Annotated in this window: 22 protein-coding genes; 11 read left to right on the forward strand and 11 right to left on the reverse strand. The window is 59.0% G+C overall.

The window, feature by feature from the left end; translation table 11 throughout:
- Positions 1-31: 31 nt before the first annotated feature.
- The 5 genes from HX868_RS05455 to HX868_RS05470 all read right to left on the reverse strand — a co-directional run bounded on the left by HX868_RS05455 (position 32) and on the right by HX868_RS05470 (position 7,566).
- Positions 32-919 (reverse strand): hypothetical protein, encoded by an 888-nt coding sequence (locus HX868_RS05455; protein ID WP_177002167.1) that lies wholly within the window; start codon positions 917-919, stop codon positions 32-34.
- 64 nt (positions 920-983) lie between these two features.
- Complete coding sequence (locus tag HX868_RS05460; RefSeq protein ID WP_177002168.1) at positions 984-2,642, reverse strand: hydantoinase B/oxoprolinase family protein; 1,659 nt, start codon at positions 2,640-2,642, stop codon at positions 984-986.
- 13 nt (positions 2,643-2,655) lie between these two features.
- Positions 2,656-4,740 carry a hydantoinase/oxoprolinase family protein gene (locus tag HX868_RS30655; RefSeq protein ID WP_177002169.1) on the reverse strand — a complete coding sequence of 695 codons (2,085 nt, stop codon included), beginning with the start codon at positions 4,738-4,740 and terminating at the stop codon, positions 2,656-2,658.
- A gap of 170 nt (positions 4,741-4,910) precedes the next feature.
- Positions 4,911-5,360, reverse strand: a complete 450-nt coding sequence (locus tag HX868_RS30660; protein ID WP_246355483.1) for a helix-turn-helix transcriptional regulator — start codon at positions 5,358-5,360, stop codon at positions 4,911-4,913.
- Positions 5,361-5,379: 19 nt separating this feature from the next.
- A complete protein-coding gene (locus tag HX868_RS05470) occupies positions 5,380-7,566 on the reverse strand; it encodes a winged helix-turn-helix domain-containing protein (protein WP_246355484.1) in 2,187 nt (728 codons plus the stop codon).
- A 496-nt stretch (positions 7,567-8,062) separates the two neighbouring features.
- Between HX868_RS05470 and HX868_RS05475 the strand changes: the two genes are divergently transcribed.
- Entirely contained in the window at positions 8,063-8,704 is a 642-nt protein-coding gene (locus tag HX868_RS05475; protein WP_177002170.1) for a glycoside hydrolase family 25 protein, read from the forward strand.
- 290 nt (positions 8,705-8,994) lie between these two features.
- Entirely contained in the window at positions 8,995-9,480 is a 486-nt protein-coding gene (locus HX868_RS30580) for a hypothetical protein (protein WP_218168561.1), read from the forward strand.
- A gap of 165 nt (positions 9,481-9,645) precedes the next feature.
- Here HX868_RS30580 and HX868_RS05485 read toward each other — a convergent pair whose 3' ends face one another.
- Together HX868_RS05485 and HX868_RS05490 are read right to left on the reverse strand one after the other, a co-directional pair.
- The gene (locus HX868_RS05485) at positions 9,646-10,662 is read right to left on the reverse strand and encodes a fimbrial protein (protein ID WP_343048002.1); all 1,017 of its coding nucleotides are present in this window, start codon (positions 10,660-10,662) and stop codon (positions 9,646-9,648) included.
- 106 nt (positions 10,663-10,768) lie between these two features.
- Entirely contained in the window at positions 10,769-11,686 is a 918-nt protein-coding gene (locus HX868_RS05490) for a LysR family transcriptional regulator (protein WP_177002171.1), read from the reverse strand.
- A gap of 66 nt (positions 11,687-11,752) precedes the next feature.
- Here HX868_RS05490 and HX868_RS05495 point away from each other — a divergent pair, with 66 nt between their 5' ends.
- Entirely contained in the window at positions 11,753-12,370 is a 618-nt protein-coding gene (locus tag HX868_RS05495; RefSeq protein ID WP_177002254.1) for a LysE family translocator, read from the forward strand.
- A 36-nt stretch (positions 12,371-12,406) separates the two neighbouring features.
- Here HX868_RS05495 and HX868_RS05500 read toward each other — a convergent pair whose 3' ends face one another.
- Entirely contained in the window at positions 12,407-13,264 is an 858-nt protein-coding gene (locus HX868_RS05500; RefSeq protein WP_177002172.1) for a sensor domain-containing diguanylate cyclase, read from the reverse strand.
- A gap of 193 nt (positions 13,265-13,457) precedes the next feature.
- Between HX868_RS05500 and HX868_RS05505 the strand changes: the two genes are divergently transcribed.
- The 5 genes from HX868_RS05505 to HX868_RS30585 all read left to right on the forward strand — a co-directional run bounded on the left by HX868_RS05505 (position 13,458) and on the right by HX868_RS30585 (position 16,249).
- Positions 13,458-13,619: a hypothetical protein gene (locus tag HX868_RS05505; protein WP_016977319.1), complete on the forward strand. Its 162-nt coding sequence runs from the start codon at positions 13,458-13,460 to the stop codon at positions 13,617-13,619.
- Between the two features lie 5 nt (positions 13,620-13,624).
- Positions 13,625-13,942 carry a hypothetical protein gene (locus tag HX868_RS05510; protein ID WP_016977318.1) on the forward strand — a complete coding sequence of 106 codons (318 nt, stop codon included), beginning with the start codon at positions 13,625-13,627 and terminating at the stop codon, positions 13,940-13,942.
- Between the two features lie 421 nt (positions 13,943-14,363).
- Positions 14,364-15,077: a hypothetical protein gene (locus tag HX868_RS05515; RefSeq protein ID WP_177002173.1), complete on the forward strand. Its 714-nt coding sequence runs from the start codon at positions 14,364-14,366 to the stop codon at positions 15,075-15,077.
- A gap of 134 nt (positions 15,078-15,211) precedes the next feature.
- Positions 15,212-15,481 (forward strand): hypothetical protein, encoded by a 270-nt coding sequence (locus HX868_RS05520; protein WP_095015665.1) that lies wholly within the window; start codon positions 15,212-15,214, stop codon positions 15,479-15,481.
- A 270-nt stretch (positions 15,482-15,751) separates the two neighbouring features.
- A complete protein-coding gene (locus HX868_RS30585; protein ID WP_246355491.1) occupies positions 15,752-16,249 on the forward strand; it encodes a hypothetical protein in 498 nt (165 codons plus the stop codon).
- A gap of 60 nt (positions 16,250-16,309) precedes the next feature.
- Here HX868_RS30585 and HX868_RS05530 read toward each other — a convergent pair whose 3' ends face one another.
- Together HX868_RS05530 and HX868_RS05535 are read right to left on the reverse strand one after the other, a co-directional pair.
- A complete protein-coding gene (locus HX868_RS05530) occupies positions 16,310-16,936 on the reverse strand; it encodes a helix-turn-helix domain-containing protein (protein ID WP_177002174.1) in 627 nt (208 codons plus the stop codon).
- Between the two features lie 5 nt (positions 16,937-16,941).
- The gene (locus HX868_RS05535) at positions 16,942-17,100 is read right to left on the reverse strand and encodes a hypothetical protein (RefSeq protein ID WP_177002175.1); all 159 of its coding nucleotides are present in this window, start codon (positions 17,098-17,100) and stop codon (positions 16,942-16,944) included.
- Positions 17,101-17,323: 223 nt separating this feature from the next.
- On the opposite strand from HX868_RS05535, the gene HX868_RS05540 reads away from it, so the two are divergent.
- From HX868_RS05540 to HX868_RS05550, 3 genes are all read left to right on the forward strand, one after another.
- Positions 17,324-19,441: a TonB-dependent receptor family protein gene (locus tag HX868_RS05540; RefSeq protein WP_177002176.1), complete on the forward strand. Its 2,118-nt coding sequence runs from the start codon at positions 17,324-17,326 to the stop codon at positions 19,439-19,441.
- Positions 19,442-19,516: 75 nt separating this feature from the next.
- Positions 19,517-20,059: a sigma-70 family RNA polymerase sigma factor gene (locus HX868_RS05545; RefSeq protein ID WP_038843667.1), complete on the forward strand. Its 543-nt coding sequence runs from the start codon at positions 19,517-19,519 to the stop codon at positions 20,057-20,059.
- Entirely contained in the window at positions 20,056-20,988 is a 933-nt protein-coding gene (locus HX868_RS05550; RefSeq protein WP_177002177.1) for a FecR family protein, read from the forward strand. Before HX868_RS05545 ends, HX868_RS05550 begins: the two co-directional genes overlap by 4 nt.
- Here the strand turns inward: HX868_RS05550 and HX868_RS05555 are convergent.
- Entirely contained in the window at positions 20,985-22,802 is a 1,818-nt protein-coding gene (locus HX868_RS05555) for a sigma-54-dependent Fis family transcriptional regulator (protein ID WP_177002178.1), read from the reverse strand. The two genes, HX868_RS05550 and HX868_RS05555, sit on opposite strands and share 4 nt — an antisense overlap.
- Between the last annotated feature and the right edge of the window lie 209 nt (positions 22,803-23,011).

The raw sequence follows: 23,011 nt of genomic DNA on the forward strand, positions 1-23,011 counted from the left end.
GGTATTTCCTCGGATAGGGGGCCAATTGGGGCTAGAAGAACTTCACCAGCGCCATGGTCAGCTCATTGGAATGGGTCAGATTGGCGCTGTGGTAGTAGTCGACATTCAGATTTGCCGACAGGTAGAGCCCCTGTTGGGAAAACCCTGTGTAGGTCATCGACGGTCCGATCTTTCCAACCCGCGACTCGGCATAGTCCGAGGCTGTTCGGTTGTTGATGTGGTAGACGTGGTGCACGCCCAGCCACAGGTCATCTGTGACGAGATAGCCAGCGGCGACATTGGCCAGCCATAGGCTGACACCGCCTTGCAAGCGCTTGGGATCGCCGGTGCCGAAATCCGTGCTGTTGCGGTTACGCGCGGCGTAATGGATGCCAACCGGGGTAAAGGTGGCGGCGAATTTTCCGACGCGCAGGTAGTTGGCGAGGCTGAAGCTCACCGCATAGCGGTTGGCGAAGGCGCCGTAACCGGCGACCTCGTTGTTGCCGTTGGGGAACTCGACCATCAGCGTCGGGTTGGTCCAGAAGGTGGTGTAGTCGTCGGCGCCGTAGGCGCTGGTGGGCTCGACCACGTTGTAGTAGTAGGCAAAGCCGAGATTGGGCGACGCGATGCCCCACGGGCTGACGTTTTTCGCGTCATTGGTGCTGGCGTATCCGGGGACGGCACCGACCCAGAACTGCAATTGGTCGCGCGTCGTGTCGGTAAAGCCCGTCTCGGAAAAGTATGCAAGCACGGTGTTGCCACCGGCACGTACGTTGCCGTCGGTGTTGCGATTGAAGACCGGGAAGGTTTCAAGGGCCCAGCGTCCAGGAGGCCCTGGCTGACCAAAGCCGATGAATTGTTCGGCTTGGGTTGAAGGGCTGCCCAATACCAAAGCCAGTGAGCACGCAGCGCCTAAGCGCGAGAGTGGATGTTGCAACATGACGGTTCCCTCTTATTGTTTTAGGTGAACGCATGGAAAGCCGCCGAGCGGCGGCAGGTTGGAATCAGGGCATGACGCCGTACACGGCGCGGGCGGTTTGCGCGTCGAGGTAGCCATTCCTCAAGTCGTCGCGCACGGCAGCTGGATCGCGTGCTGCGGGCGGGCCAAAGCCGCCGCCTGCGCCGGTGCGTACCCGCACCAGATCTCCGGCATTGAGAGGGATGCTGCTGGCCATGGCGTAGCGTTCTGGCGGGTTGTCGCCGCGCAGCACTTCCACGTAGTTGGGGGTGCCGTCCAGGCCTTGTTGCAGGCCCCAAGGAGGGACGACTGAGCGGGTGTAGCCGCAGGTCAGGAAGCTCTCATCGGCCCGCACGCGATAATCGATGCAGATGCCGCGCCCGCCACGGAACTGGCCGTGGCCACCCGGCTCATCGTTCAGTGCCATGCGCTCGACATACAGGCCGTAACGGGCTTCGCAGACTTCCACCGGGCAGTTGTAGGTCTCGCCGTGCAGGCCGCAGTAAACGGCGTTGTTGCCATCACGTCCGGGTTCGGCGCCCCAGCCACCGATTTCCGGCTCCACCAGGGTGAACAGCCGACCGGTATCCGGATGCCGGCCGCCGATAACGGTGGCGCAGACCGAAGAGAAATTGCCCGCCGGCAAACGGTCGGGAAAATGCTGGGCCAGGCAGCGCAAGATCAGATCGTGCACACGAATCAGGTTTTCGAAGTAAAACCCTTCAGCAGCTGGCGGCTGGGCATCGAATAACGAGCCTGGACGCGTCAGCACATTCAATGGGCGGAAGGTGCCCCCATTGGTGATGCCTTGCGGGGTCGTAAGGGCTTTGAACGCCATCTGGGCCGCAACCACTGCGCCATCCCGGCTCAGGTTGGTGGGCCCGGCGCACTGATCGGGGTTGTCGCGCAGGTCCACGGTCATTGTACGGTCATAGATCTGCACCGACACCGTATACAGGCTGCCGTCGTCTTGCGGCTCCACCAAGGAAAGGCTGACATTGGGCAGTTCTTCTAGGGCTTTGCGCGATACTTTTTCGCCCAGGTCCATGAAATCCTGCATCGCCAGCAAAAACAGGTCAGTGCCGTATTTGGTCGTCAACTCACGCAGGTGCAAGGCCCCGCCGCGTACTGCTGCTACGCCAGCCCAGAGATCGCCTTCCATGAAGTCCGGCATGCGCGTGTTGGCCCGCAGGATCTGCAGTACCGAGCGGATAGGTTGGCCACGGCTGATAAGCTTGACCGAGCACAATCGCAGGCCCTCCTGAAAGATGTCGGTAGCCTGAGTGGACATCGATCCGGGGACCATGCCACCCACATCGTTCCAATGCGCGATGTTCGCAGTCCAGGCCACGCGCCGACCTTCGGCAAACACAGGCATGGCCAGCACCACATCGTTCAGGTGAGTCACTGCGCCGCTATGGGGGTCGTTGCAGATGAACACATCGCCGTCTTCGATATCATTGGGGCCGGCATGCTGGAGCAGAATCTGTTTGACCGCCTTGTCCAGCACCCCGACGAAGGCCGGAATACCCGCGCCGGAGCTGGCGATTTCACCGTTGGCGTCGGTGATGCCGGTGCCCATGTCCAGCACCTCATAGATAATTGGGCTCATGGCGGCCTTGCGCATGGCGACGAACATTTCGTCAGCAATGGCTTGCAGCGAGTTTTGAATGATGTCGCGAGTAAAGATATCAAGCGTATGCATGGTGAAACTCCCGTCAGCCGTTGATCGTGATGTGCAGGTTGCCGAGACGGTCTACGTACACTCGGTTGTGTGGGTGAACGACCACAGTGGTGCCGGCGTCTTCGACGATGGCGGGGCCGTCGAAACACATCTGGGGTTCTAGCAGGGCGTAGTCGTAGATGGCCGCTTCGTGGATGCCGTCCGTGGCGTAGTCGACGACGCGATGGCTTTTGCGTGCGGCCTCCAGCGTGCGCCCGGTCACCGCAAGGGCTTCGGGAATCAGCTTGTCAATTTGAGCAGTGGCGACCAGGTGGAAGCCGACGATCTCAACGGGGGCGTCCAGGCAATAGGTGTAGTGCTGCTCGTACAGGGTGTGGAAGCGGTGTTCGATGTGTGCCCAGTCGCGGTCGAGTTGTTCGTCAGCGTCCAGCGGCACTTCCACCGAGTGTTCCTGGTTCTGATAACGCAGCTTGCAATGCACCTTTAATTCGACCCGCTCCGGCGGCACTGCTTCGGCAATGAATTGCTCGCGGGCCGACGCCATCAGTTCATCCAGGAATACCTGGGTTTGCGCCTGTGCATGCGGCTGAGTGGTATCGACAAAACGATTGATGAACAGGTCGCGGCGCAAGTCCGACAGCGTCATGCCCCACGCTGAAAACACCGAGGCACCGCGTGGGACTATGACTTTTTTGACACCCAGCTCTTGAGCCAGGGCGACCGCATGCAGCGCGCCACCGCCGCCAAAAGCCATCAGGGTCAGGTCCCGGGGATCGTGGCCGCGGCTCAACGACACCAACTTCAGCGCGTTGACCATATTGTTGTTAGCCAGGCGCACCACACCACGGGCAATTTCATCGGCAGGCAGATCCAGGCGTTCGCTCAGAAGGCTAAAGCCATCCGCCACTGCTTGCAGGTCGGCGACAATTTCGCCGCCGCAGAAGTACGTCGGGTTGATTCGGCCGAGTGCTAGGTTGGCATCAGTGGTCGTGATATCGGTGCCACCGTTGCCGTACGCCGCCGGGCCAGGCAGGGCGCCCGCTGATTGCGGGCCGACATGCAACTTGTCAAACCCGTCGACCCAGGCGATGGAGCCGCCACCGTTGCCGATCTCCACCAAGTCCACCACGGGAACCATGATGGGGTAGCCGGCATTGAGGCGGTCGCGCTCGATCCAGTAGTCCGTTTTGATCGCGACCTGGCCGTTGCGGATCAGCGCGCACTTGGCCGTGGTGCCCCCGATGTCGAGCCCCAGCAGGTTGGGCTCATCGATCAAGCGCCCCAGCTCGGCAGCGGCCCAAAAGCCGCTGGCCGGCCCCGACTCGACCATGGTGATGGGGATGTCCCTGGCGTGGGCCACACTGTCAACGCCGCAATTGGATTGCATGATGTACAGCGGCGCCTCGTAACCTCCGCTGCGCAGGCCCGCCTCCAGTTCATCGAGATAGCGCGCCGCGATCGGTTGCACGTAGGCCGACAGCACCGTGGTGCTGGAGCGCTCGTACTCACGCCATTCACGGGTGATCTGGTGTGAAGCGACCACCGATACTTCTGGCCACAGCCGCTTCACTTCGGCCAGCACTGCCTGTTCGTGACCGGGGTTGGCATACGCATGCAGCAGGCAAATAGCGATGGCTTGCACGCCATCGGCGCGGAAGGCTTCGATGATGGCGGGCAACTCGTCCAGCACCAATGGCTCGCGCTCACGGCCATCGGTGTGCAGGCGTCCGACCATTTCCCTGCGCAGGTAGCGCGGAACAAAAGGCGCGGGTTTGACCCATTTCAGGTTGAAGTAGTCAGGGCGGTTGGCCCGGGCGATTTCCAAGATATCGCGAAAGCCTCGGGTGGTGATCAGCGCGGTCTTGACCCCGCGTCGTTCGGTAAGCGCGTTGATGACGACAGTGGTGCCGTGGGCGAGGAAGTCGACTTCCGAGAGCGTTACCCGTGCCTTTTTGATAACGTTGAGAATGCCTTGGGCAAAGTTTGGCGGCGTGGTGTCCACCTTCGCTGTACGAATAGTCTGCCGGCCGGTGGCGGGATCACTTTCGAAATACACAAGGTCAGTAAAGGTGCCACCCACATCGGTGGCTACGCGCACGGTCTTTCGGCTTTTCTGCACGGTTCGTCTCCTGGATCGTGTCTTGTCGGAAGCAGGAGAAGGACGGCATCGCGTCCCTCATTGCTGATGGTCACGATGCTAGGCAGGGTGTTGAAGGGGGGCCACGGGCGGGGCGGGTAGGTCACTGGCCAACAGGCAGTAAGACCTACCCGCCTGAGTAGGTTGGTGACTTAAACGGTGGTGTTGAGGTGCCCTTGACGTATCGCAGCGCTGATTGCCGCGGTGCGATTGTCCACGCCCAGTTTGGCGAACAGGTGTTTGAGGTGGAACTTCACCGTGTTCTCGGAGATATCCAGGGCGAGGGCGATGGCTTTGTTGGATTGACCGCTGGCAAGCAGCTCCAGTACCTGGGTTTCCTTGCCACTCAGGGCCATGTGCACCGGCGTTGGGTGCGAACGCCAGCCGCGTAGTCGCGTGATTATTGTCGGCAATAGCGTTGTGGGTTGGGAGTAGGCCTCCAATGCCGGTAGTAGGCAGGGGCCGACTTCCAGTAGAAGGCCGGGCAGGGCGTACTGAATGATCGGGGCCAGGGCCACATCGAGTTCATCGGATTGGAGCCGCTGGCCTTTGCTCGCTGCGGCCAAGGCCATCAACCTCAAGCGCCAGGCGGGTAGACGCAAGCCTTTGTTCTCCATCGCTTCAGCGGTTCGTTGAAGGCCTGTCAATGCGGCCCCCGAGCAACCGCTGAGTAACTGCAAGCGGCCCAACGCCAGGCTGGCAGCTTCCTGACTGCGCCAGTCTTCGCGCTGATCTGCAATCTGTTCCAGATTGGCCTGCAGGAGCGCTTGGCGAGCGGCGTGCAACTGCCCGCTCTGTACCTGGGCGTCGATAGACCAGGCCTGTACCAGGCGTGATAACCGTGGCCACTGGCGCGCGCGCCAGTTGGTCCACATGGCTTAGCTCCTGTAGTGCGGCATGCAACCCATGGCTGCGTAACCGAGTACGCCATGCTACCTCTGCCGTCACCGCGATCACATCCAGCCAGCCATCGGCGTGTTCCAACGCGGCCCAGCCGTCATCCAGCCAGGGTTGGGTTCCGGACCAGGTTCCTTGCCAATACAGCTGGCGTGCCTTGAAGCAGCCGACCAGTGCCCGCAACGAACTCTCTCGACCAAAATGGCCGTCGGCGAATGCCAGTGCCTCGTCCACCAGTGTGTTGGCTTCGTTGATAAAGCCTGATACCGCCAGAGCCTGTGCCTCATGGATTCTGCAGTAATTCTCGCCACGCGGGCTGGCGATCACGCGCATTTTGACGTGAGCGTCCCTGATGGTTTGCAGGCTTGATACCAGTTCGCCGCGAGTTAGAGCCGCCAGTGCATGCACACACTCCAGCGTGGCTTGTGCGAGGGTTTGGTCGAGGGGGTAGGGGCTGCTCTGGAACCTCACAATATCGGCATTGAGGCACTCAAAACGGTCATGATAGGCATCTGCCAGGGTTCGAATAACGTGAAAGTCGCGGGCGAGTCGTGCATCCCCGATCACCGAGACCCGGGCCAGGTGCAACAGTTGCGCTGACAGTTTGTGATCACCCTGTTTGGCGTGCAGGTAGGCCTGGAGCAGCAGGAGGTCAGGCTGGGTGTTACACGTAACGGCGTCGAACTGACTCAATAAACCCTGGGCGTAACGAATGCCATGGTGCAGCACCAGTTCCCAGCCGCCTGCGCTGACTACCAGGTTGACCGCCAGTGGGATGTCGCCCGCCTTGAGCGCGTGATGGATGGCTTGGCTCCAGTCCTTCTGATGTGCCAACCAATGTGCGGCAGCGCGGTGGATTACCTGAGCCTGATGACTGTCTATACGCAGGCGCAGGAAGTCACGTAGTAATGCATGGTAGCGGAACCATTGACGTTCGGGGTCCAGGGGAATCAGTAGCGTGTCGAGGTGGTGCAGTTGTCTTAAAAGGTCTGCGCTGTCATGGCGGCCGCGCACCGCATCGGCCAAATCGGCGTTGAAACGTTGCAGCAGAGAGGTCTGCAGCAACAGTGATTGGCAGTCCGCGGACAGGCTGTTGAAAATATGTGAGGTGAGGTAGTTCGCAACGTCCGTCACGCCCCCGGAGAATGCCGTTAAACCATACGCTGAGCCATCAATGCTGGTACGCCACAGGCGCGCCAACTGCACCGCCACGGCCCATCCCTCGGTAGCAATATGCACTCGGCGCAGGTCGTTCTCATCCACTGCCTCGCCCAGAATGCCCCGCACCTCCTGAAGGGACAGGATCAGCTCCCGTGCACTGATTTCATGCACCCAACCCTTGGCTTTCCAGCAGGACAGCGGCCAGTCTGGGCGCGTCCTACTGGCAACCACCCAACGTAACCCCGGCGCGGCTTGCTCCACTAACACACCTAGCAGCACACCCACCTCGGGACTGGCAGCGAGGTGATAATCATCCAGAAATAATGTAATTGATCGATCTTCCTCTGCAAGTGCTCTCAGCAGCGCCTGGATAGTGCGCTGTGGCTGCACGTCCAGGGCTTGCGAGGCTGCCAGGCGCGGTAAGTGCGCCAGCGCAACGCCAGCATGGTCCAGGGCGAGGATCAGGTACGCGAGGAAACGATTGGGGTCTGAATCGGCCTCGTCCACTGATAGCCAAGCTACTAGGGCCTTCGGCGCTTGCTGGTGTATCGCTATGTGCCATTGCATCAGCAAGGTGGTTTTACCGAAGCCGGCGGGGGAGGTCAGCAGCGTCAGCGGGACAAGCGCGTTTGCTTGCATTGAGTTTAACAGCGCTTCGCGCGCAACCGACGTGAGCAAGAGCTGCGGCGGTGTGAGTTTGCCGATCCAGTACCAAGCATTGGATGAGCGAGGGGGAAATTTTTGGTTCATGGTGAGACGCACTAATGACGATCTATTGGGTGCGTTTTAACAGCAAATTACACCAGTTGTTTATTGACTGTGTTACCCGTAGTTTCCAAGGCTCAGGCACGAAAAATTAGCCCCACTACCCGATCAGTTTTCCTCGGGGTGTGAGTGTCCGAATTCGTTGACCTGCAGGTCGCTGGCTTGAGGGTTGATCCAGACGATTGCAGTGCGACTGTAGGTTCGTTCGTGCTAATCCTAGGCTCCGTTGTTGGCCGGATAAACCTCATCAGGAGTGCAACCGTATTGCGCGACGAGCGGGCTACTAGAATGTCGAGGGCTACTCGGAAGGGTTTTGCATGGAACCGGACTCCCTTTTGGGCATATTTTTATCAAACCGAAAAATGTGGATTTTTTTGCCTGCTATTTCGTTATCGCCGGGTGGTGTGCGGTATTCCAATAGTGCATTGCTGATGTGTGTCGATGAAAGAATCGACCCGACATCCACTGCAGGAACCCACAGATGAGTTGCAACGAACCGACTAAGAACGAAAATGCGCGGGGCATCGACGTGTCGCGCTGGCAGGGCGATATTGACTGGACCCGCGTTGCGGGTGCGGGCATTACCCATGCAATCGCCAAAATGACAGAGGGTGGAGACTACACCGACCCAAAGTTTGCCACGAACTTCAAGGGTATGCAGGCAAACGGTTTGAAAGCCGGGGTCTATCACTATTTTCGTGCGTTGAGCAGTACGCCGTGCGAGCAACTGACCAATATCAAGGGGCGTCTGGCCGAGGTGGCGTTCAACGCCAAGCGGGATATCCTGGTCATTGATGTCGAGACCAATCGCAACGAGGCGGCCAGCCCGGATCAGATGGCCGATGCCCTGTTTCAGCTGGTGACGCTGATTAGGGTTTCGCTGCTGGAGGGGGCATACCCGCACATCTACACCTCTCCCAGCATCTGGAGTAACCGCGTGGCCTGGCGCAAGTACGATTTCAGTGAGTGCCCGCTGTGGATTGCCCATTGGGAAGTGGCTCAGCCCACAGTGCCTGAAACCTGGAGCGCCAAGGGTAAAAGCTGGGAGTGGTGGCAACACAGCAGCAAGGGCCAGGTTGACGGTATCCAGGGGCCGGTAGACTTGGATTGGGTCAAGTCCTAATGCCCTACATCATAACGGCCCATTCAGGGCCGTTGCTATTGACTACCTTTGCCTATTTGAAGGGCTTGGCGGTTGCACGAATTGCATTGACCTTCGCATCTGCTCTGCGATCGAGCTTTTACTCGTCATCTCTTTGTTTTTTTACTACTATTACTCGTCTGTGCGCTCAAGGAAGAGAGGCTGAGCGCCTTGAGTCTGGTAGAAAATTTACACTCGATCATTGAGTGAGCTATTGCTTTTACCCAGAACCTAACGACTCAGCCAACCATAATTACTTCTTGGTGAAACCGATGGATAAAATGTGTGGCATCGTTGTAGTGGTAGGACTTGCCCTCGCGGGATGCGCTACGAAAACTCCAGAAAAAACTGAAGTGACCCCACCTCCTGCCGTCGTCCATGAAGCATCACCTGAAGCCGCACCTGCGCCAGCACCCAATTACACTGTGCGCTATGACAATACACCTGCGAACGCCAGTGCTGACACCGCCGTTCACGGCGCTCCAGAAGCCGCTCAGCCAGAATCAGAAACAACCCGCGCCGAACAATGCCGTAAAGAGCTGGATGTTTTGAAGGTTTACAACAAGCCGTCTTACGTTAAATACGAGGCGGAATACCAAGCCATTGCTGCCAAGACCGCTAAATATATGGAAATCAAGGACTCATTGGGTGCTGATTTGAACTATATGGTCATGCCAGCCTATCAATTTCAAATTCGTGAGTTCTGCTTCCGCGTGAAGACTCGTCTGTCGCAGCTTGTGCTTCGCCAAGCCAAATAATATAGGCAGACCCGCTGCGGGTGCTTCCTGGTCCAGAGAGGTCAGGTGGGCCCGTAAGGCTTAAAAGCCCTGCGGGTTTATCCAAGACTACAAAAGCCAATGCCCCGACCTGTCGGGGCATTGGCTTTTTACGTTTTGACACAGCCCGTGCCGACACTGAGCGTGCTACAGATAGCTCATCACAAAGGTTACCGATGCGTTTGCAGTGCCCGCTTTCAGCTCGCCATCAGCCAGCCTGTAATAAGCCGCAGAAAGCGGGATGTTGAAGCTGGTGCCCGTGCTATTGAAGCCATTGAATGGGTAAGTGGTGCCCAGGGCGATGGGTTGACCGCTGTCGTTCATCAGTTTCAGGCCGATGCCTTTGGCCGTTGAGCTGGCGTTCAACGCTACGATGCCCTGCTGCGGATCAATCACTTGAGAAGTGGCTTTAAGGGAATAAGTGACCTTCTGGATACCGGTCTGGCATTGGTTAAGGCCAATGTTGAATTTAACGGCTTGAGACGTATCGCCCACAGTGCTGAATTCATGCAGGTAATAATCATCGCCCATTTGAACAGAGACATCCGGGGTCTCGCAGGACGCGGCGTTCAAGATGATCGGATTGGCCAGGTTGATCCTCACAAGGTCAAGGTCTCCGTACCGATGCGCCCCCAGATTGCCTGCGGGAACCTCATTTTTCAATGACAGTTCACCTGATTTAATAATCTCAAGGGTGTATTGCCTGGCGACGTCCACGAAACTTCCACTGAGAAATCTGTCTGCAGTTAAATAGCCGTTCACTGTGTTCTTGATTTTGAGCGATAGTCCCGTCTTACCCAAAGGAAAGGTATTGCCAGTGGTAACGCTACCGAACGTTGGATTCAGGGTAAAGACAAAAGGGGATGTACCAGGGCAGTTAAAACCTTGCGAGGGTGCTGTGATGGACTCTTCGTAAACCACCGTACCGGCGGGCGCATCTCTAGGGACCGTCAAGGCAACGGGCGCGGCGGCGTAATTAGCTGTGAAAACGCGCCCTTGGGTGAAAGAGCAACTCGCCGCCAAGGTATTCGCTGAATAGACAAAAATTACCGCGGCTACGGTTCTCAACAGTGCACGTAATCGGCGTTGTTTTTCTGAAACACACATTTTGTTGACGGCCATGATGGAGGCAAGATGGACGGCCACCCTATCGATCACGCGCACCTGAGAAAATCAGGCGATCCTTAGAGTGCGTGCTGCGATGCTATTTTTTTGCAGTGGAAGGAGGGGAGCAATCATTGGCGCACCTTGATACCTCTCCGCGACTTGATCAGCCCACCGTCTGCAACCACTCAAGCAACGCCATTTCCACGCTGCCTTTCTCCGGCTCAGCCGAAGACAGCAGGCAATAGTTTGAGCCGTCTTCAACGAATCCCAAGGGCGCAGCCAACACGCCGTTCTCGAGATCGTCGCGCACTAAATGCCAGGGGCCGATGGCAACCCCGAGACCTGCTACAGCCGCCTGGATGCTGAAGTAAAAGTGCTCAAATACTTGCGTCTCCACCACCGGGGTCGGCAGTTCTCTTGCCGTTGCCCATTCCTGCCACGCCGTTGGCCGGCTTTTCGTCTGAAGCCGTGGAGCCGATGGGTGCAGAATGCCCTTGCTTGGGTCGAACCACGCACTGACTTTATCCGGCCGACAGACAGGGCCAACCTTTTCCTGGAATAGCGCTACTGCGTGATAGCCGGGAGGGCGGGGGAAGTCGTCACGCCGGATGGCGAGGTCGATACCCTGGTCGAACGAAAACGGGCCACCGCCCGCCACCAAATGAATGTCCAGCCCTGGTTGACGTGCCTGGAAGTCGCTCCAGCGCGGAATCAACCAGCGCATTAACAGGGTGGGTTCGCAGGATAGAACAAGCTGTCGTGCGCGGCGGGATTCGGTGCGGATCTCGCGCACGGCGTGGCTCATCAATCCAAACCCTTCGCTGACCGCCTTCGCGAGGCGTCTTCCGGTATCCGTTAGAAAAACCTTGCGGTTACGTCGGTCGAACAGGTCAGCGCCCAAGTCTTCTTCAAGCAAGCGCACCGCGCGGCTGATGGCGCCGGGCGTCAGGTGCAATTCCTCTGCCGCACGGGCAAAACTTTCAAACCGCCCGGCAGATTCGAAGCAGCGCAGGGCAAGCAAAGAGGGCATGCGCTGGTTAGAAATAGACGATTCAGAATCACCTTTTTCTTTAGAAAACATCGTTAGTGCCTGTCGTTAGAGTTTGGAAAAATCATGGGCCATGATCGATATTTCTCAAGGTACACCATGAACGAATGGATAGCAGTAATCACCCTTACACTGTTGGCGTGCGTCAGCCCGGGGCCGGATTTTGCCATGGTGTCTCGCAACGGGTTGCTACTGTCCCGGCGCGCAGGCGTTTTCACGGCACTGGGAATTGGAATGGGTGTGCTGGTACATGTGGGCTATACGCTGCTGGGGCTAGGATGGGTGCTTCAACAAAGCCTTTGGCTGTTCACGGCATTGAAGCTGGCTGGGGCGGCGTATCTTGTCTACTTGGGCATCAACATGTTGCGTGCCACGCCAGCACGTGAGCATGCCGAGGCACCGGCGCCGGCCTTGTCCGATCTGGCGGCGCTGCGTACCGGGTTTCTGACCAATGCGTTGAATCCTAAAACCGCGATTTTCATTGTCAGCCTGTTCATGGGGGTGGTGCGACCGGAGACGGGCGTAGCCGTGCAGATGGCCTATGGCGTGTTTATCGCGGGGGCACACGTCGCGTGGTTCAGCCTGGTCGCGCTGTGCTTCTCCGCCGGGCGGGTGCGTGAGAAGCTGATGGCCGCCCGGCATTGGATTGACCGGTTGTTTGGTGGCCTACTTGTGGCCTTTGGTGTGTCATTGGCGATTGCTCAGCGTTCGAGCTAGGTCATTAAAGAAAGTCATCGCCAGCCGGTCTGTCGGTCAGTTGCATCGTAACCTTTTGACCCGATACATCTCCCCATCCGCATGACTCAACAGTGTATCCGCATCCTCCCCATCCGCTGGGTAAAACGCCACGCCGACGCTGCAGGACGGCATCTTCACCCCGCCAAACTCGGCACCCAGCGGCTCCGCCATGACCGCCAGTATCCGCTCTACCTTTTCGGCCACTGCATTCTGCGACGGGGTATCCGTAATCAGCACCGTGAATTCATCCCCGCCCATCCGCGCCACCAGGTCGCTCTCGCGCGCGCAGCGCTCCAGTCGTCGTGCAATCACACAGAGCACGCGATCGCCCATGGCATGGCCATGTACATCGTTGATGCCCTTGAAGTCATTGATGTCCAGAAACAACAGCGCGAGGGTGTGGTTATGAGTTTTTGCGGTGTGCAGGGCGCTGTCGAGGCGCTGATTGAACAGCGATCGGTTGGTGAGTGCCGTCAGCGGATCATGATGGGCGAGAAAGCGTAATTCTTCCTCGGCCTGGGTGAGCGCCGTCACATCCCGCGCGACACCGATCCGCGCACCGACATCCTTGGACCAGAAGGCCGCCCACAGAATGTGCACGACGCTGCCATCCTTGCGCAGGTAACGATTGCGGAAGTCGACGTGGGGTTGGCCATTCATGACCCGCACAATGGAAGCGCGGGTGCGCGCCAGGTCTTCAGGGTGCATGTAGTCGGTAATCAGGGTGCCGGTCAGCTCTTGGGCACGGTAGCCGAGCAGGGCCTCGCAGGCATCGCTCACGAAGACAATCTGGTTATCGCTGTCGACGACGAAGACCGTATCCAGCATCAAGTGGATCAGTTTGGGATAAAGGGCTTGCAGGTCAACAGGCATGGGGCATAGGGCGTCCGGTTCAGATGGCCGATCATAGCCCGATCATCACGTAAGGCGGCTAGGGGGATTGCACATTTTTAATGCCGTTCATGCCAATTATGCCCCGAGTGTTCAAAACCGCCGGCCAACCGTATGATCGGAGCCAGCGCCTTATCGAGGCGCCGAGACTCACCCCTGATATAAGGACATGAGCATGCAAAAGCACTTCGGCAATTCAGGCCTGTTCAAGGCTGCTTCGTATCTCTGCGACGAAACCCTCGGTAGCGGCATTGCCCGCTGGGAGTTGAAAAACAGTGCGTTGAATACGAAGGAGTTTTTGATATGTCCAAAGAATTACTCGGAGTTTCTGCTCTAGGATTGATGATCGTTGGTGAGTTTTGTGCAATCTACAGTGAGGTGGTAACCGCCAGGTTGGCTCAAGCCAGTGACGGTTCATGGCAGGCGTTCATCATGCCGGTGGTGGTGATGTGCTTCGCGGGGCTTTGTCTGTTGGGCGCTTATTGGCTGGGGTATCTAGCGGTCGGTGATATCTGGGTGGTCACGGTGGTTTCCGTGACGTCGTTATTGCTGCTGGAACCGATCGTGATCTGGGCGCTGTTCCAGGAGTTTCCCGGGCGAGGCGCATTGATCGGGTTTTGCCTGGGCGCTCTGGGCATGCTGGCCACCGTCTTGCTGTAGCTGCATGTTCTGGCCCGGCATTCGAATGTCGGGCCAGGTTCAGGTGGGTCGTTGACAATACCTTCCACCGCCGCAATTGCAGCTGGGTATTAAAGCGATGACACGCAGCTCAGCAAAAAAGCTGTGCCACCGAAAGCAGGCAAATCATCTGAACAACCATTTGCGCACGAATTGGATGTTTCATTGCCGTCACCCTTATGTACTGCCGTTTTAATGAGTATAGAGACTGAATAGAATTATTCAGAATCAAGCCCATTCATCTGCCCAGCGGTCTTTGGTTACAACTATCTACCCCAGCCATTGCACTTTTCTGGAATTCTCCGCTCTATCCTTGTCCCAGCCCCGCCGATCCCCCGCGTGGGCAGATGAACCAGATCGGGTGCCGATGGATCGCACGTTTCCTTGTTTCAATAGTCGACGAATGTACCAGCCCATGCTGCTGGCAGCCTTGTTAATGCTCTGTGCCAGCGGTTGCAGCCAGCAACAGGGTCGGGATATCGCCAAGCAGTTCAGCAATGGCAAGCCAGATGAGTTCTTCCAGACCAGCGTCGATCGCATGGCAACGCTGGGCATGCGCGACAATCTGCAAAGCCTGTATGTGTTGATGAACAAGCTCTATCTGCGTAATCCCAGCCAGTGGCGGCAGTCGGGGTACCCGGACGCGGTGACGGCAGCGCGCAAGATTCGCCAGGCCATTGAGCAGCGTCAATCCCTCCCCGCGCTGGGCGATCGGCGTGATCTGGCGGCGCTGAGCTATTCCTTGGGGCCGGACTTCAAGGGCGACCGGGTCGGCGCTTTTATCTATGCCATCGGCAGCATGATCGTGACCGCCCACGGTGGACGTACCGAGTTCTACATCACCGACTCGATCAATCCGCAGTTTGTCAGTAATGCCGCGCGCAATATCGAGAAGGCCACCTGGCTGCTGAGCAAGCGCCAGGATACGAATGGCGTTCTGCTGTTGTTTTCCAATGAGATCTCGGAGGAGGGCAGCAACCTCAGTTTTGCGGTGGAGTTCGGCAAGATTGTCGCGCGCCTTGACCTGCTGACCCAGATGCTCGATGAGCGCTACCGGCGCATTGGTCTGAACTATGCGCAGAGTCTGTTGCTGATGAATTTTTTGCCGGTGCAGTAAACGGGTCAGCGTCAGGATAAATGTATGGTGTTTCCCTTTTTTATGTAGGACTCGGCCTATCTTGACGCCCCATGCTTGAAACACTTCACGCTCATCAATAGCCTCGGATTTTTCTGAAATCTGAGGCCTTTACCATGGGTAAGCGAAAAACGGTTTGGCCTACTGAAAGAGAAATACGCTTGCGTTTTATCCTGTTTGCAGTGATCGACGCGGCGAGTGTTCAGGGTGTTTGCGCCGAACTGTTGTTGCCTGCGGACAAACTCCTGCGTGATTCGCCGACCGAGGTGCAGTTGCTCGATGCTCTGCGCGAGATCCTGGCGACGGATGAAATGGAGGGTTTCAGGCTTACGCCAGGGTCGGAAGCCGATGAATTGATGCAAATGCTGATGCGACCTACACGTTAAGCGCGTCTTGTTAGAACGTTTATTTCCATAACGTTGGTCGACATTCCTATGGCGAATATCCATAGCGTCGGTTTGGCTCTCTTAACAATCGCGTCGGATGTAATAGCGTCCAAGTGTCTACTATCACATCCAATGTCACTGTTTTATTCAACTAAGCTTCCCTCCGAACACCCATTCCTGCTGCTCTGCCGCCGTCTTGTGCCGCCGTTCTCCGGCTTTAGAATCGGCGCCAGAACTTACTCATTTCCTGTCGATTACGGAGTTTCGAAGATGATGAATGCCATGCAGATGCCAATGAACACCGCCATGCCAATGATGCCGATGATGGGCATGCCGATGATGATGGCTACCATGAAATGCGAAATGGCCGCGGACGCCATGATGTGCACCATGAAGCCGGCCGCCGGCATGGACATGGCTCAGTTCAAGACCAATGCCGAAATGATGGCGATGATGATGAACTGCGGCATGCCGGTGATGATGCAGTGCGCCAACATGTCGATGATGTGCATGTCGGCCGATGCCATGGCCATGATGACGGGCATGAACATGATGCCAATGATGGGCATGCCAATGCCGATGATGAAGTGCGTGATGGAATGCACCCTGATGGGTGACAGCATGATGTGCAAAATGATGCCAATGCCGGGCATGAGCATGGACATGATGAAAAGCTGCTGCATGCTGATGAACAAAATGATGAACGACTGCGCCATGCCGATGATGATGAGCTGCAACGGCATGCCGATGATGTGCTGCACCTGCTGATAGGTCCGGCGCAATAAAAAACGCCCCGATTATTCGGGGCGTTTTGCATTTCAATCCAGGTCAATCCAGGCGCTCGGGGTAAGTGATCACCAGGAAGGCCACCGCCTCGCTGTCTGCCGGGTTGCGGTAGCGGTGGGGCTGATCGGCGTAGAACAGGATCGAGTCGCCGGTAGCAAGGAGGTAGCGCTCATCGTTGACGCTGACCTCCAACACCCCTTGGGCCACTACCAGGTTTTCCTGGATACCGGGCCCGTGGCCTGCGGAAATTTCCTCGCCCAGCGCCCGCAGGCGGATCTCGTAGAACTCTGACTGGCGCGCCGTATCGTAGGGGAACAACGCTCGGCTGATAAACGCACCATCGGCACTGACCAGGCGCTTGCTCTGTTGCGCCGGCAGCACCTCCACCCCCTCAAATGCTCGGTCCTCCAGAAACGCCGCCACCGACACCTTCAGACCCTTGGCAATCTTGCACAGCACCTTGATCGACGGCACGCTACGACCGGATTCGATCTGCGCCAGCATCGCCCGGCTCACGCCACAGGCGCGCGCCAATCCATCCAGGGACAAATGGCGTTTACTGCGCAGGCGCTGCAGGTTGTGGGCGACGCACTGGCTGATCGCATCGTCGTCGGTGCCGGGCTTGGGCAGCGGTTCAGGTGGTTCGGGAATCACGTGCAGGAAATTCATCGGCCTTACGCCCGGCGCGTATCGCTGGACGGGGCGGCTTGAGCGGTAAACACCGCCAGTCCGGCACGCGCTGCGTACATCGCCCACATCAACTCGGCCGCTGCACGCGCCTGGCGGCGTTTACGGTGGAGTGTGAAGTCGATGACAGTGGCGGATACTTGCATGGGGACGATCTCGGGGTACGTGGGCGACTCAGTGACTCCACAGTAATGCGTGGCGGTTATTTCTTTAAATACTGAGTTTGCATGTGGTAATTCGATTTCGGACTTAGCAAAGAATCCCGATCCGACACTGTTGTCGGAAGGGTCTGGTCCGTTAATAAGGAGTGACCTGGTGGGCGTCCCAGTCTTCCCACCACGTGCCCCCCGAATTCCAAGGACCTGCCCGATGCTGTTGCGCCACCCTCCGTTGCTGTTTGCCGCCCTGACGTTAAGCTCGCTGGTGCATGCCGAAGACCTGCAATTGGCCCCGGTCGAAGTCACCAGCAGCGAAGCCAGCGCCGGCGAAGTGGCCGAGGCGCAGCTCAAGAGCGTGCCCGGCGGCACCAATTACATCGACATGGACAGCGTGCAGCAGGGACGGGTGAGCACCAACGAAGACGTGTTCAAATACCAGGCCGGGGTGTACGCCAAGGCGGCGAACAACGAAGGGGTGAAGCTCTCGATTCGTGGCTCGGGCCTGAACCGCAGCCCCGGTTCCCATGCCTCCGGCCTATACGAAATGTTCGACGGCCTGCCGCTGACCGGCCCTGGCGGCACACCTTATGAGCTGAAAGACCCCCTGTGGCAAAGCCGCGTCGAGGTGCTGCGTGGCGCCAACGGCTTTGACCAGGGCGCCTTGGCCCTCGGTGGCGCTGTCAACTACGTGACGCGCACCGGCTACGACGCGCCCAAGCTGCAACTGCGCTATGAAGCGGGCAGCAAAGGTTATGCCCAGCGCGAAATCAGCTCGGGCCAGGTGCTCGGGGATGCCGACTACTACATCAGCCTCACCGACTCCGAGTCCGACGGCTACCAACGGCAGAGTGCCGCCACCGGCAAGGGCGTGGCCGCCAACTTCGGCTACCGGTTCAGCCCGGACCTGGAAACCCGCTTCTACTTCCGCTACCGCGAAACCACCAACGACACCCCTGGCAAACTCACGCGCAGCCAGATCAGCCATGACCCACGCGCGGCCAACAGCCTCAACGCCGCCCGCGATTCCAAGCGCCTGCAACCGGGCTCCACTTGGATCGCCAACAAGACCACCTTGCAGTTGGATGACAATGCCCGGGTCGAAGTCGGCCTGGCGTACCACGACTACCCGATGGACCTGCGCGAAGGCACCAACCGGCTGAAAGTCGCCTACACCGATATCAGCAGCACCCTCAATTACATCCGCCAGGACACGCTGTTCGGCCACGACAGCAAAACCACCGTTGGCCTGCGCACCACCCAGGCGATGCCCAATAACGGCGCGTCGGAGTATGTGCGCACGCCGGCCGGCAACACGGCAACCTACGCGCCGGGCACCAAGACCCGTGACTACAGCTACCTGGGTTCCGACACCGTGCTGCATATCGGTAACGACCTCGAACTGGTCCCCGACCTGTGGCTGACCACCGGCCTGGCGGCGATCTACACGCGTCGCGAGACCCAAGTCACCTATCCAGAAGGGCAGGCGCCGCTCAGTCAACATGACTGGGACTATGCGCCGCGTGTCGGCTTGCGTTATGACTTCACCCCGCAATTACAGGTGTACGGCAACCTGAGTCGTTCGGTCGAGCCGCCACATGCGTGGTCGATGATCTGGGGTTCCAACAAATACTTCCCCGCCGGCAGTGGAGCGGCCACCGGCCTGCAACGCGAAGGCGTGAGCCTGAAAAACCAGACCGCCACCACCCTGGAAATCGGTGGCCGTGGTGAAGCATGGCTCGGCCAGTGGGACCTGGCGCTGTACCGCTCCGAAGTACGCCACGAATTGCTCACCGTGGAAACCCAGGCCCAGACGTCGACCAGCAACGCCATCGTCGCTGAAAACAATGCCAGCCCGACGGTTCACCAGGGCGTGGAGTTGAGCCTGCTGAGCCCGTTGTGGGAGGGCGGCCGCAACGGCCAACTCACCCTGCGCCAGGCCTACACCTTCAGCGACTTCCACTACCGCGATGACGACCGTTTCGGCGACAACACCTTGCCGGGCATTCCCAAGCACTACTATCAGGCGCAAGTGCGCTACAGCCATCCGACCGGTTTCTACACCAGCCTCAACACCGAGCATTCATCAAGAGTGGCGGTGGACTACGCCAATTCCTACTACGCCGCGTCCTACACCCTTCTCGGCGCCACCTTCGGCTACGACGCCCCCCAGCAGGATTGGCAAGCCTGGGTCGACCTGCGCAACCTCACCAACCGGCGTTACGCCAATACCGTCACGCCGGGGTACGACGATAAAGGCCTGGATGTCGCGCGTTCCACCCCGGCGGATGGCCGTGGCATCTACACCGGCGTCTCCTGGAGCTGGCGCTGAGCCCTTGCCCAAACCCCTTTTTACTGGCATTGTCTGCGCAATTGGCAACTATTCCCATTTGAGATCTTTTTGCGCATGCATGACATTCCGGCCGCGCTGGGCGATTCCGTTCGGCAGCAGACCCTCACGGCGATGTACAGCGAGCACCACGGTTGGTTGCATGGCTGGTTGCGCAAGAAACTCGGGTGTTCCCAGCATGCCGCGGACCTCGCCCATGACGCCTTCATCCGCGTCTTGATGCTGGCCGAACCCCAACAGATCAAAGAGCCGCGCGCGTTCCTGGCCACCACGGCAGGGCGGTTGCTGATCGATGGCGCCCGTCGTCGACGCATCGAAAAAGCCTACATGGAAGCCCTGGTGATCCAGTGCGAAGACGCCGGCATGCCCGACCCGGCGGCGATTCATGTGGCACTGCAAGCCCTGGAGCGCATCGCCGAAATGCTCGCCGGGTTGCCGGCCAAGGCGCGCGAAGCGTTTCTGTTGAGTCGCCTCGATGGGCTGACCTACAGCGAAATCGCCACGCGCCTGGACGTGTCCTCCAGCACCGTCAAAAACTATATCTCCAGCGCCTTGGTGCACTGTTATCACAGCCTGCACCCGGCAGACCCGCTGGCATGAGTTCCGAACAGATCATCCAGCAAGCGGCGCAGTGGCTGACCCGCCTGCACGACGAAGGCGTTACCGAAGCCGACCGCCAGGCGTTCAACAACTGGCGGTCGGCCGACCCGCGTCACGCCGTGGCTATCGAACGCATGGGCGCACTCTGGGGCAGCCTCGATACGCTGCCGGCCAAACCCGCACGCATGGCCCTGAACCGCGCATTCGCCCCACGACGTCCGCGCGGTGCGCAAGTGGTGGGCTTGCTCGGCGTAGTCCTGTGTGGCTGGCTGGGCTTGCAACACCTGCCGGTCTGGATGGCCGACCAACGCACTGGTGTCGGCGAGCGTCGGCAGATCGCCCTCGAAGACGGCAGTCAGTTGCAGCTCAACAGCAATTCGGCGGTGGACGTGAAGTTCGACGGCCATCAACGGGTCATCGACCTGCTGCAAGGCGAACTCTGGGTGGACGTGGCCAAGGATGCGCAACGGCCTTTTGTGGTGCGAACCGACCAGGGCACGGCCACGGCATTGGGCACGCGTTATCTGGTCAAGCGTGCGGCGGACGGCACCACGGTGGTCACGGTGATCGAGTCCACCGTCGCGGTCCAAGGTGATGCCAGTGACGGTGTGAAGGTCACCGCCGGCCAGCGTTCGGTCCTCGACCACGGTCGCGCCCAACCGCCGCAATCCATCGGCAACAGCGACCCGGACGCCTGGACCCGTGGCCTGCTCAAGGTCAATGACCAACCCCTGAGCGAGGTGCTGCAAACCCTCGCCAGCTACCGCCACGGCATGCTGCGCTTCGATCCCCAGGCCCTGCAAAACCTGCGGGTGTCCGGCGTGTTCAAACTGGATGACACGGCGGCGGCGCTGTCGTCACTGGCAGACAACCTACCGATCCAGGTGGAGTACTTCACCGACCTGTTGGTGGTGGTCAAGCCGCGTTAGCTTTCGTGCTGGCGCAGGCGCTTGTACAAGGTGTTGCGGCTCACCCCCAGCTCCCGCGCCAGGTGGGAGATGTTGCCGCCGGCCGCCTTCAAGCGCTGGTTCAGGTCGATGCTGTCATCCAGGTATTCACTGGCGGGCAGTGGCGGCTCCACCTTCAAGTCCACAAAAAAATCATCCGGCAGATGCTCTGCGCGGATCGGTTGTTCTTCGGCCATGGCCAGCGCCACCTGCAACACGCTGCTCACCTGACGCAGGTTCCCCGGCCACGGATGCTGCTCGAACAACGCCAGCACTTCGGCGCTGAGGCCCGCCCATTGCGTCGGCTCGCGGTGCTGCTGCCACAGTTGCTGAAACAGTGCCTGCTTGTCGGTGCGTTCGCGCAACGGCGGCAGTTCCAGGGTCAGGCCGCCGATGCGGTAGTACAAGTCCTCACGAAAACGCCCGGCCTGCACCAAATCCCGCAGCGCACGGTTGGTGGCCGAGATGATGCGCAAGTCCACCGGAAACAACTCGCTGCTGCCCACCGGCTGCACGCAGCGTTCCTGCAACACCCGCAGTAAACGGGCCTGGGTCGGCAGCGGCATGTCACCGATCTCATCGAGAAACAGCGTGCCCTTGTCGGCCTTGCGGATCAGGCCGATGCTGCCTTTCTGATTGGCGCCGGTAAAGGCGCCTTTTTCGTAGCCGAACAGTTCCGATTCCACCAGCTCAGCCGGAATCGCCGCACAGTTCACCGCGATAAACGCCTTCTGGCTGCGCGAGCTGGCCTGGTGCAGGGCTTTGACGAACACTTCCTTGCCCACGCCAGTTTCGCCGTGGATCAGCAGCGGAATGTCCTTTTCCAATAAACGTTCGGCCTGGCGCACGGCTTTTTCCACGCGCACATCGCCAAAATGCAAGGTCTTGAGGCCAATCGGCGCCGGCTTCGGTGGCGTCGGTTCGGTGAAAACGCGTGCCTGCACCGGCATCTGCTTGGGGCGTCTGAGCAAGCACTGGAAACGGTTGCGTCCCGCGGCTTGCAGGGAGAAGGGTAGTCCTTCCGGCTGGTTCAACAACTCCAGCAATGACACCTTGAACAAACTGTCGATCATCACCCGCGACAAGCTGATGCCCAGCAGGTTGTCGGCACGCCGGTTGGCCGACAGCACCTGGCCGCTCTCATCAAAAATCAATAGGCCGGCCCACTGGCTGTCGAGGTTGCTCAGGCCGGTGTTGAAGGTCAGTTGGAAGTGCTCACCGCGAAACAGGTTGAGGATCAGCCGGTTTTCCACGGTCTGGCTCATCATCTTGACCATGCCCAGGGTGTGGGAGGGCGGCAGGTAGCTGTCGCTGGACACATCCAGCACCGCGATGATCTCGCGCTGGGCATCGAAGATCGGCGCTGCAGAGCCGGTCATGAAACGGTTGGCCTTGAGGAAGTGTTCATCGTGTTCGATATGCACCGCCTGGGCACACGCCAGCGCGGTGCCGATGGCATTGGTCCCGCTGGAGCGCTCCATCCAACTGGCGCCCGGGTTGAAGCCGCGCGCCAGCTTGGGCTCGATAAAACGCTGGGTGCCCCAACTCGTCAGCACCTGGCCCTGATTGTCGGCCAACATGATCAGGCAATTGGAATTGCTGAGGATGTTCTCGTAGTAGGGCAGCACTTCCTGATGGGTGGTCTGCACCAGTGAGTGCTGGCTTTCCAGCAATTGGCTGATGCCCTCGGCGGGGAGTTGGTCGAAGCTGGGCGTGCTCTGGTGGTCCAGGCCGAAGGCGCGGCAACGGCGCCAGGATTCCTGGATAAGGGTGTCGTGAGCCAAGGGTTCGGCCATGGGCGACCTTCGTTTTTATTGTTGTTGTTATTTAACCGACCTCCCTTGTAGGAGCCGGCTTGCCGGCGATGAGGCCCTCTAGGACTGCATCGTCCTCCAGATCGCTATCGCCGGCAAGCCGGCTCCTACAGGGGGCGTGATGGCAGAAAAGTCTATTCAGTGTTGTTCAGAACTGTTCATTGTCAACCCCCGACCTGTTCAGTTGTTCA

Origin of the sequence: Pseudomonas reactans, assembly GCF_013385825.1 — a bacterium.
Taxonomy (GTDB): domain Bacteria; phylum Pseudomonadota; class Gammaproteobacteria; order Pseudomonadales; family Pseudomonadaceae; genus Aquipseudomonas; species Aquipseudomonas reactans.

What these genes read in the sequence shown, in the direction of transcription:
- HX868_RS05545 (WP_038843667.1), top strand. Translation starts at nt 19,517, where the DNA reads ATGCATGACATTCCGGCCGCGCTGGGCGATTCCGTTCGGCAGCAGACC.
- HX868_RS05540 (WP_177002176.1), top strand. Translation starts at nt 17,324, where the DNA reads ATGCTGTTGCGCCACCCTCCGTTGCTGTTTGCCGCCCTGACGTTAAGC.
- HX868_RS05510 (WP_016977318.1), top strand. Translation starts at nt 13,625, where the DNA reads ATGATCGTTGGTGAGTTTTGTGCAATCTACAGTGAGGTGGTAACCGCC.
- HX868_RS05555 (WP_177002178.1), bottom strand. Translation starts at nt 22,802, where the DNA reads ATGGCCGAACCCTTGGCTCACGACACCCTTATCCAGGAATCCTGGCGC.
- HX868_RS05470 (WP_246355484.1), bottom strand. Translation starts at nt 7,566, where the DNA reads ATGAACCAAAAATTTCCCCCTCGCTCATCCAATGCTTGGTACTGGATC.
- HX868_RS05515 (WP_177002173.1), top strand. Translation starts at nt 14,364, where the DNA reads ATGTACCAGCCCATGCTGCTGGCAGCCTTGTTAATGCTCTGTGCCAGC.
- HX868_RS05550 (WP_177002177.1), top strand. Translation starts at nt 20,056, where the DNA reads ATGAGTTCCGAACAGATCATCCAGCAAGCGGCGCAGTGGCTGACCCGC.
- HX868_RS05490 (WP_177002171.1), bottom strand. Translation starts at nt 11,686, where the DNA reads ATGTTTTCTAAAGAAAAAGGTGATTCTGAATCGTCTATTTCTAACCAG.
- HX868_RS05500 (WP_177002172.1), bottom strand. Translation starts at nt 13,264, where the DNA reads ATGCCTGTTGACCTGCAAGCCCTTTATCCCAAACTGATCCACTTGATG.
- HX868_RS05520 (WP_095015665.1), top strand. Translation starts at nt 15,212, where the DNA reads ATGGGTAAGCGAAAAACGGTTTGGCCTACTGAAAGAGAAATACGCTTG.
- HX868_RS05530 (WP_177002174.1), bottom strand. Translation starts at nt 16,936, where the DNA reads ATGAATTTCCTGCACGTGATTCCCGAACCACCTGAACCGCTGCCCAAG.
- HX868_RS05455 (WP_177002167.1), bottom strand. Translation starts at nt 919, where the DNA reads ATGTTGCAACATCCACTCTCGCGCTTAGGCGCTGCGTGCTCACTGGCT.
- HX868_RS05495 (WP_177002254.1), top strand. Translation starts at nt 11,753, where the DNA reads ATGAACGAATGGATAGCAGTAATCACCCTTACACTGTTGGCGTGCGTC.
- HX868_RS05505 (WP_016977319.1), top strand. Translation starts at nt 13,458, where the DNA reads ATGCAAAAGCACTTCGGCAATTCAGGCCTGTTCAAGGCTGCTTCGTAT.
- HX868_RS05475 (WP_177002170.1), top strand. Translation starts at nt 8,063, where the DNA reads ATGAGTTGCAACGAACCGACTAAGAACGAAAATGCGCGGGGCATCGAC.
- HX868_RS05460 (WP_177002168.1), bottom strand. Translation starts at nt 2,642, where the DNA reads ATGCATACGCTTGATATCTTTACTCGCGACATCATTCAAAACTCGCTG.
- HX868_RS30580 (WP_218168561.1), top strand. Translation starts at nt 8,995, where the DNA reads ATGGATAAAATGTGTGGCATCGTTGTAGTGGTAGGACTTGCCCTCGCG.
- HX868_RS05535 (WP_177002175.1), bottom strand. Translation starts at nt 17,100, where the DNA reads ATGCAAGTATCCGCCACTGTCATCGACTTCACACTCCACCGTAAACGC.
- HX868_RS30585 (WP_246355491.1), top strand. Translation starts at nt 15,752, where the DNA reads ATGATGAATGCCATGCAGATGCCAATGAACACCGCCATGCCAATGATG.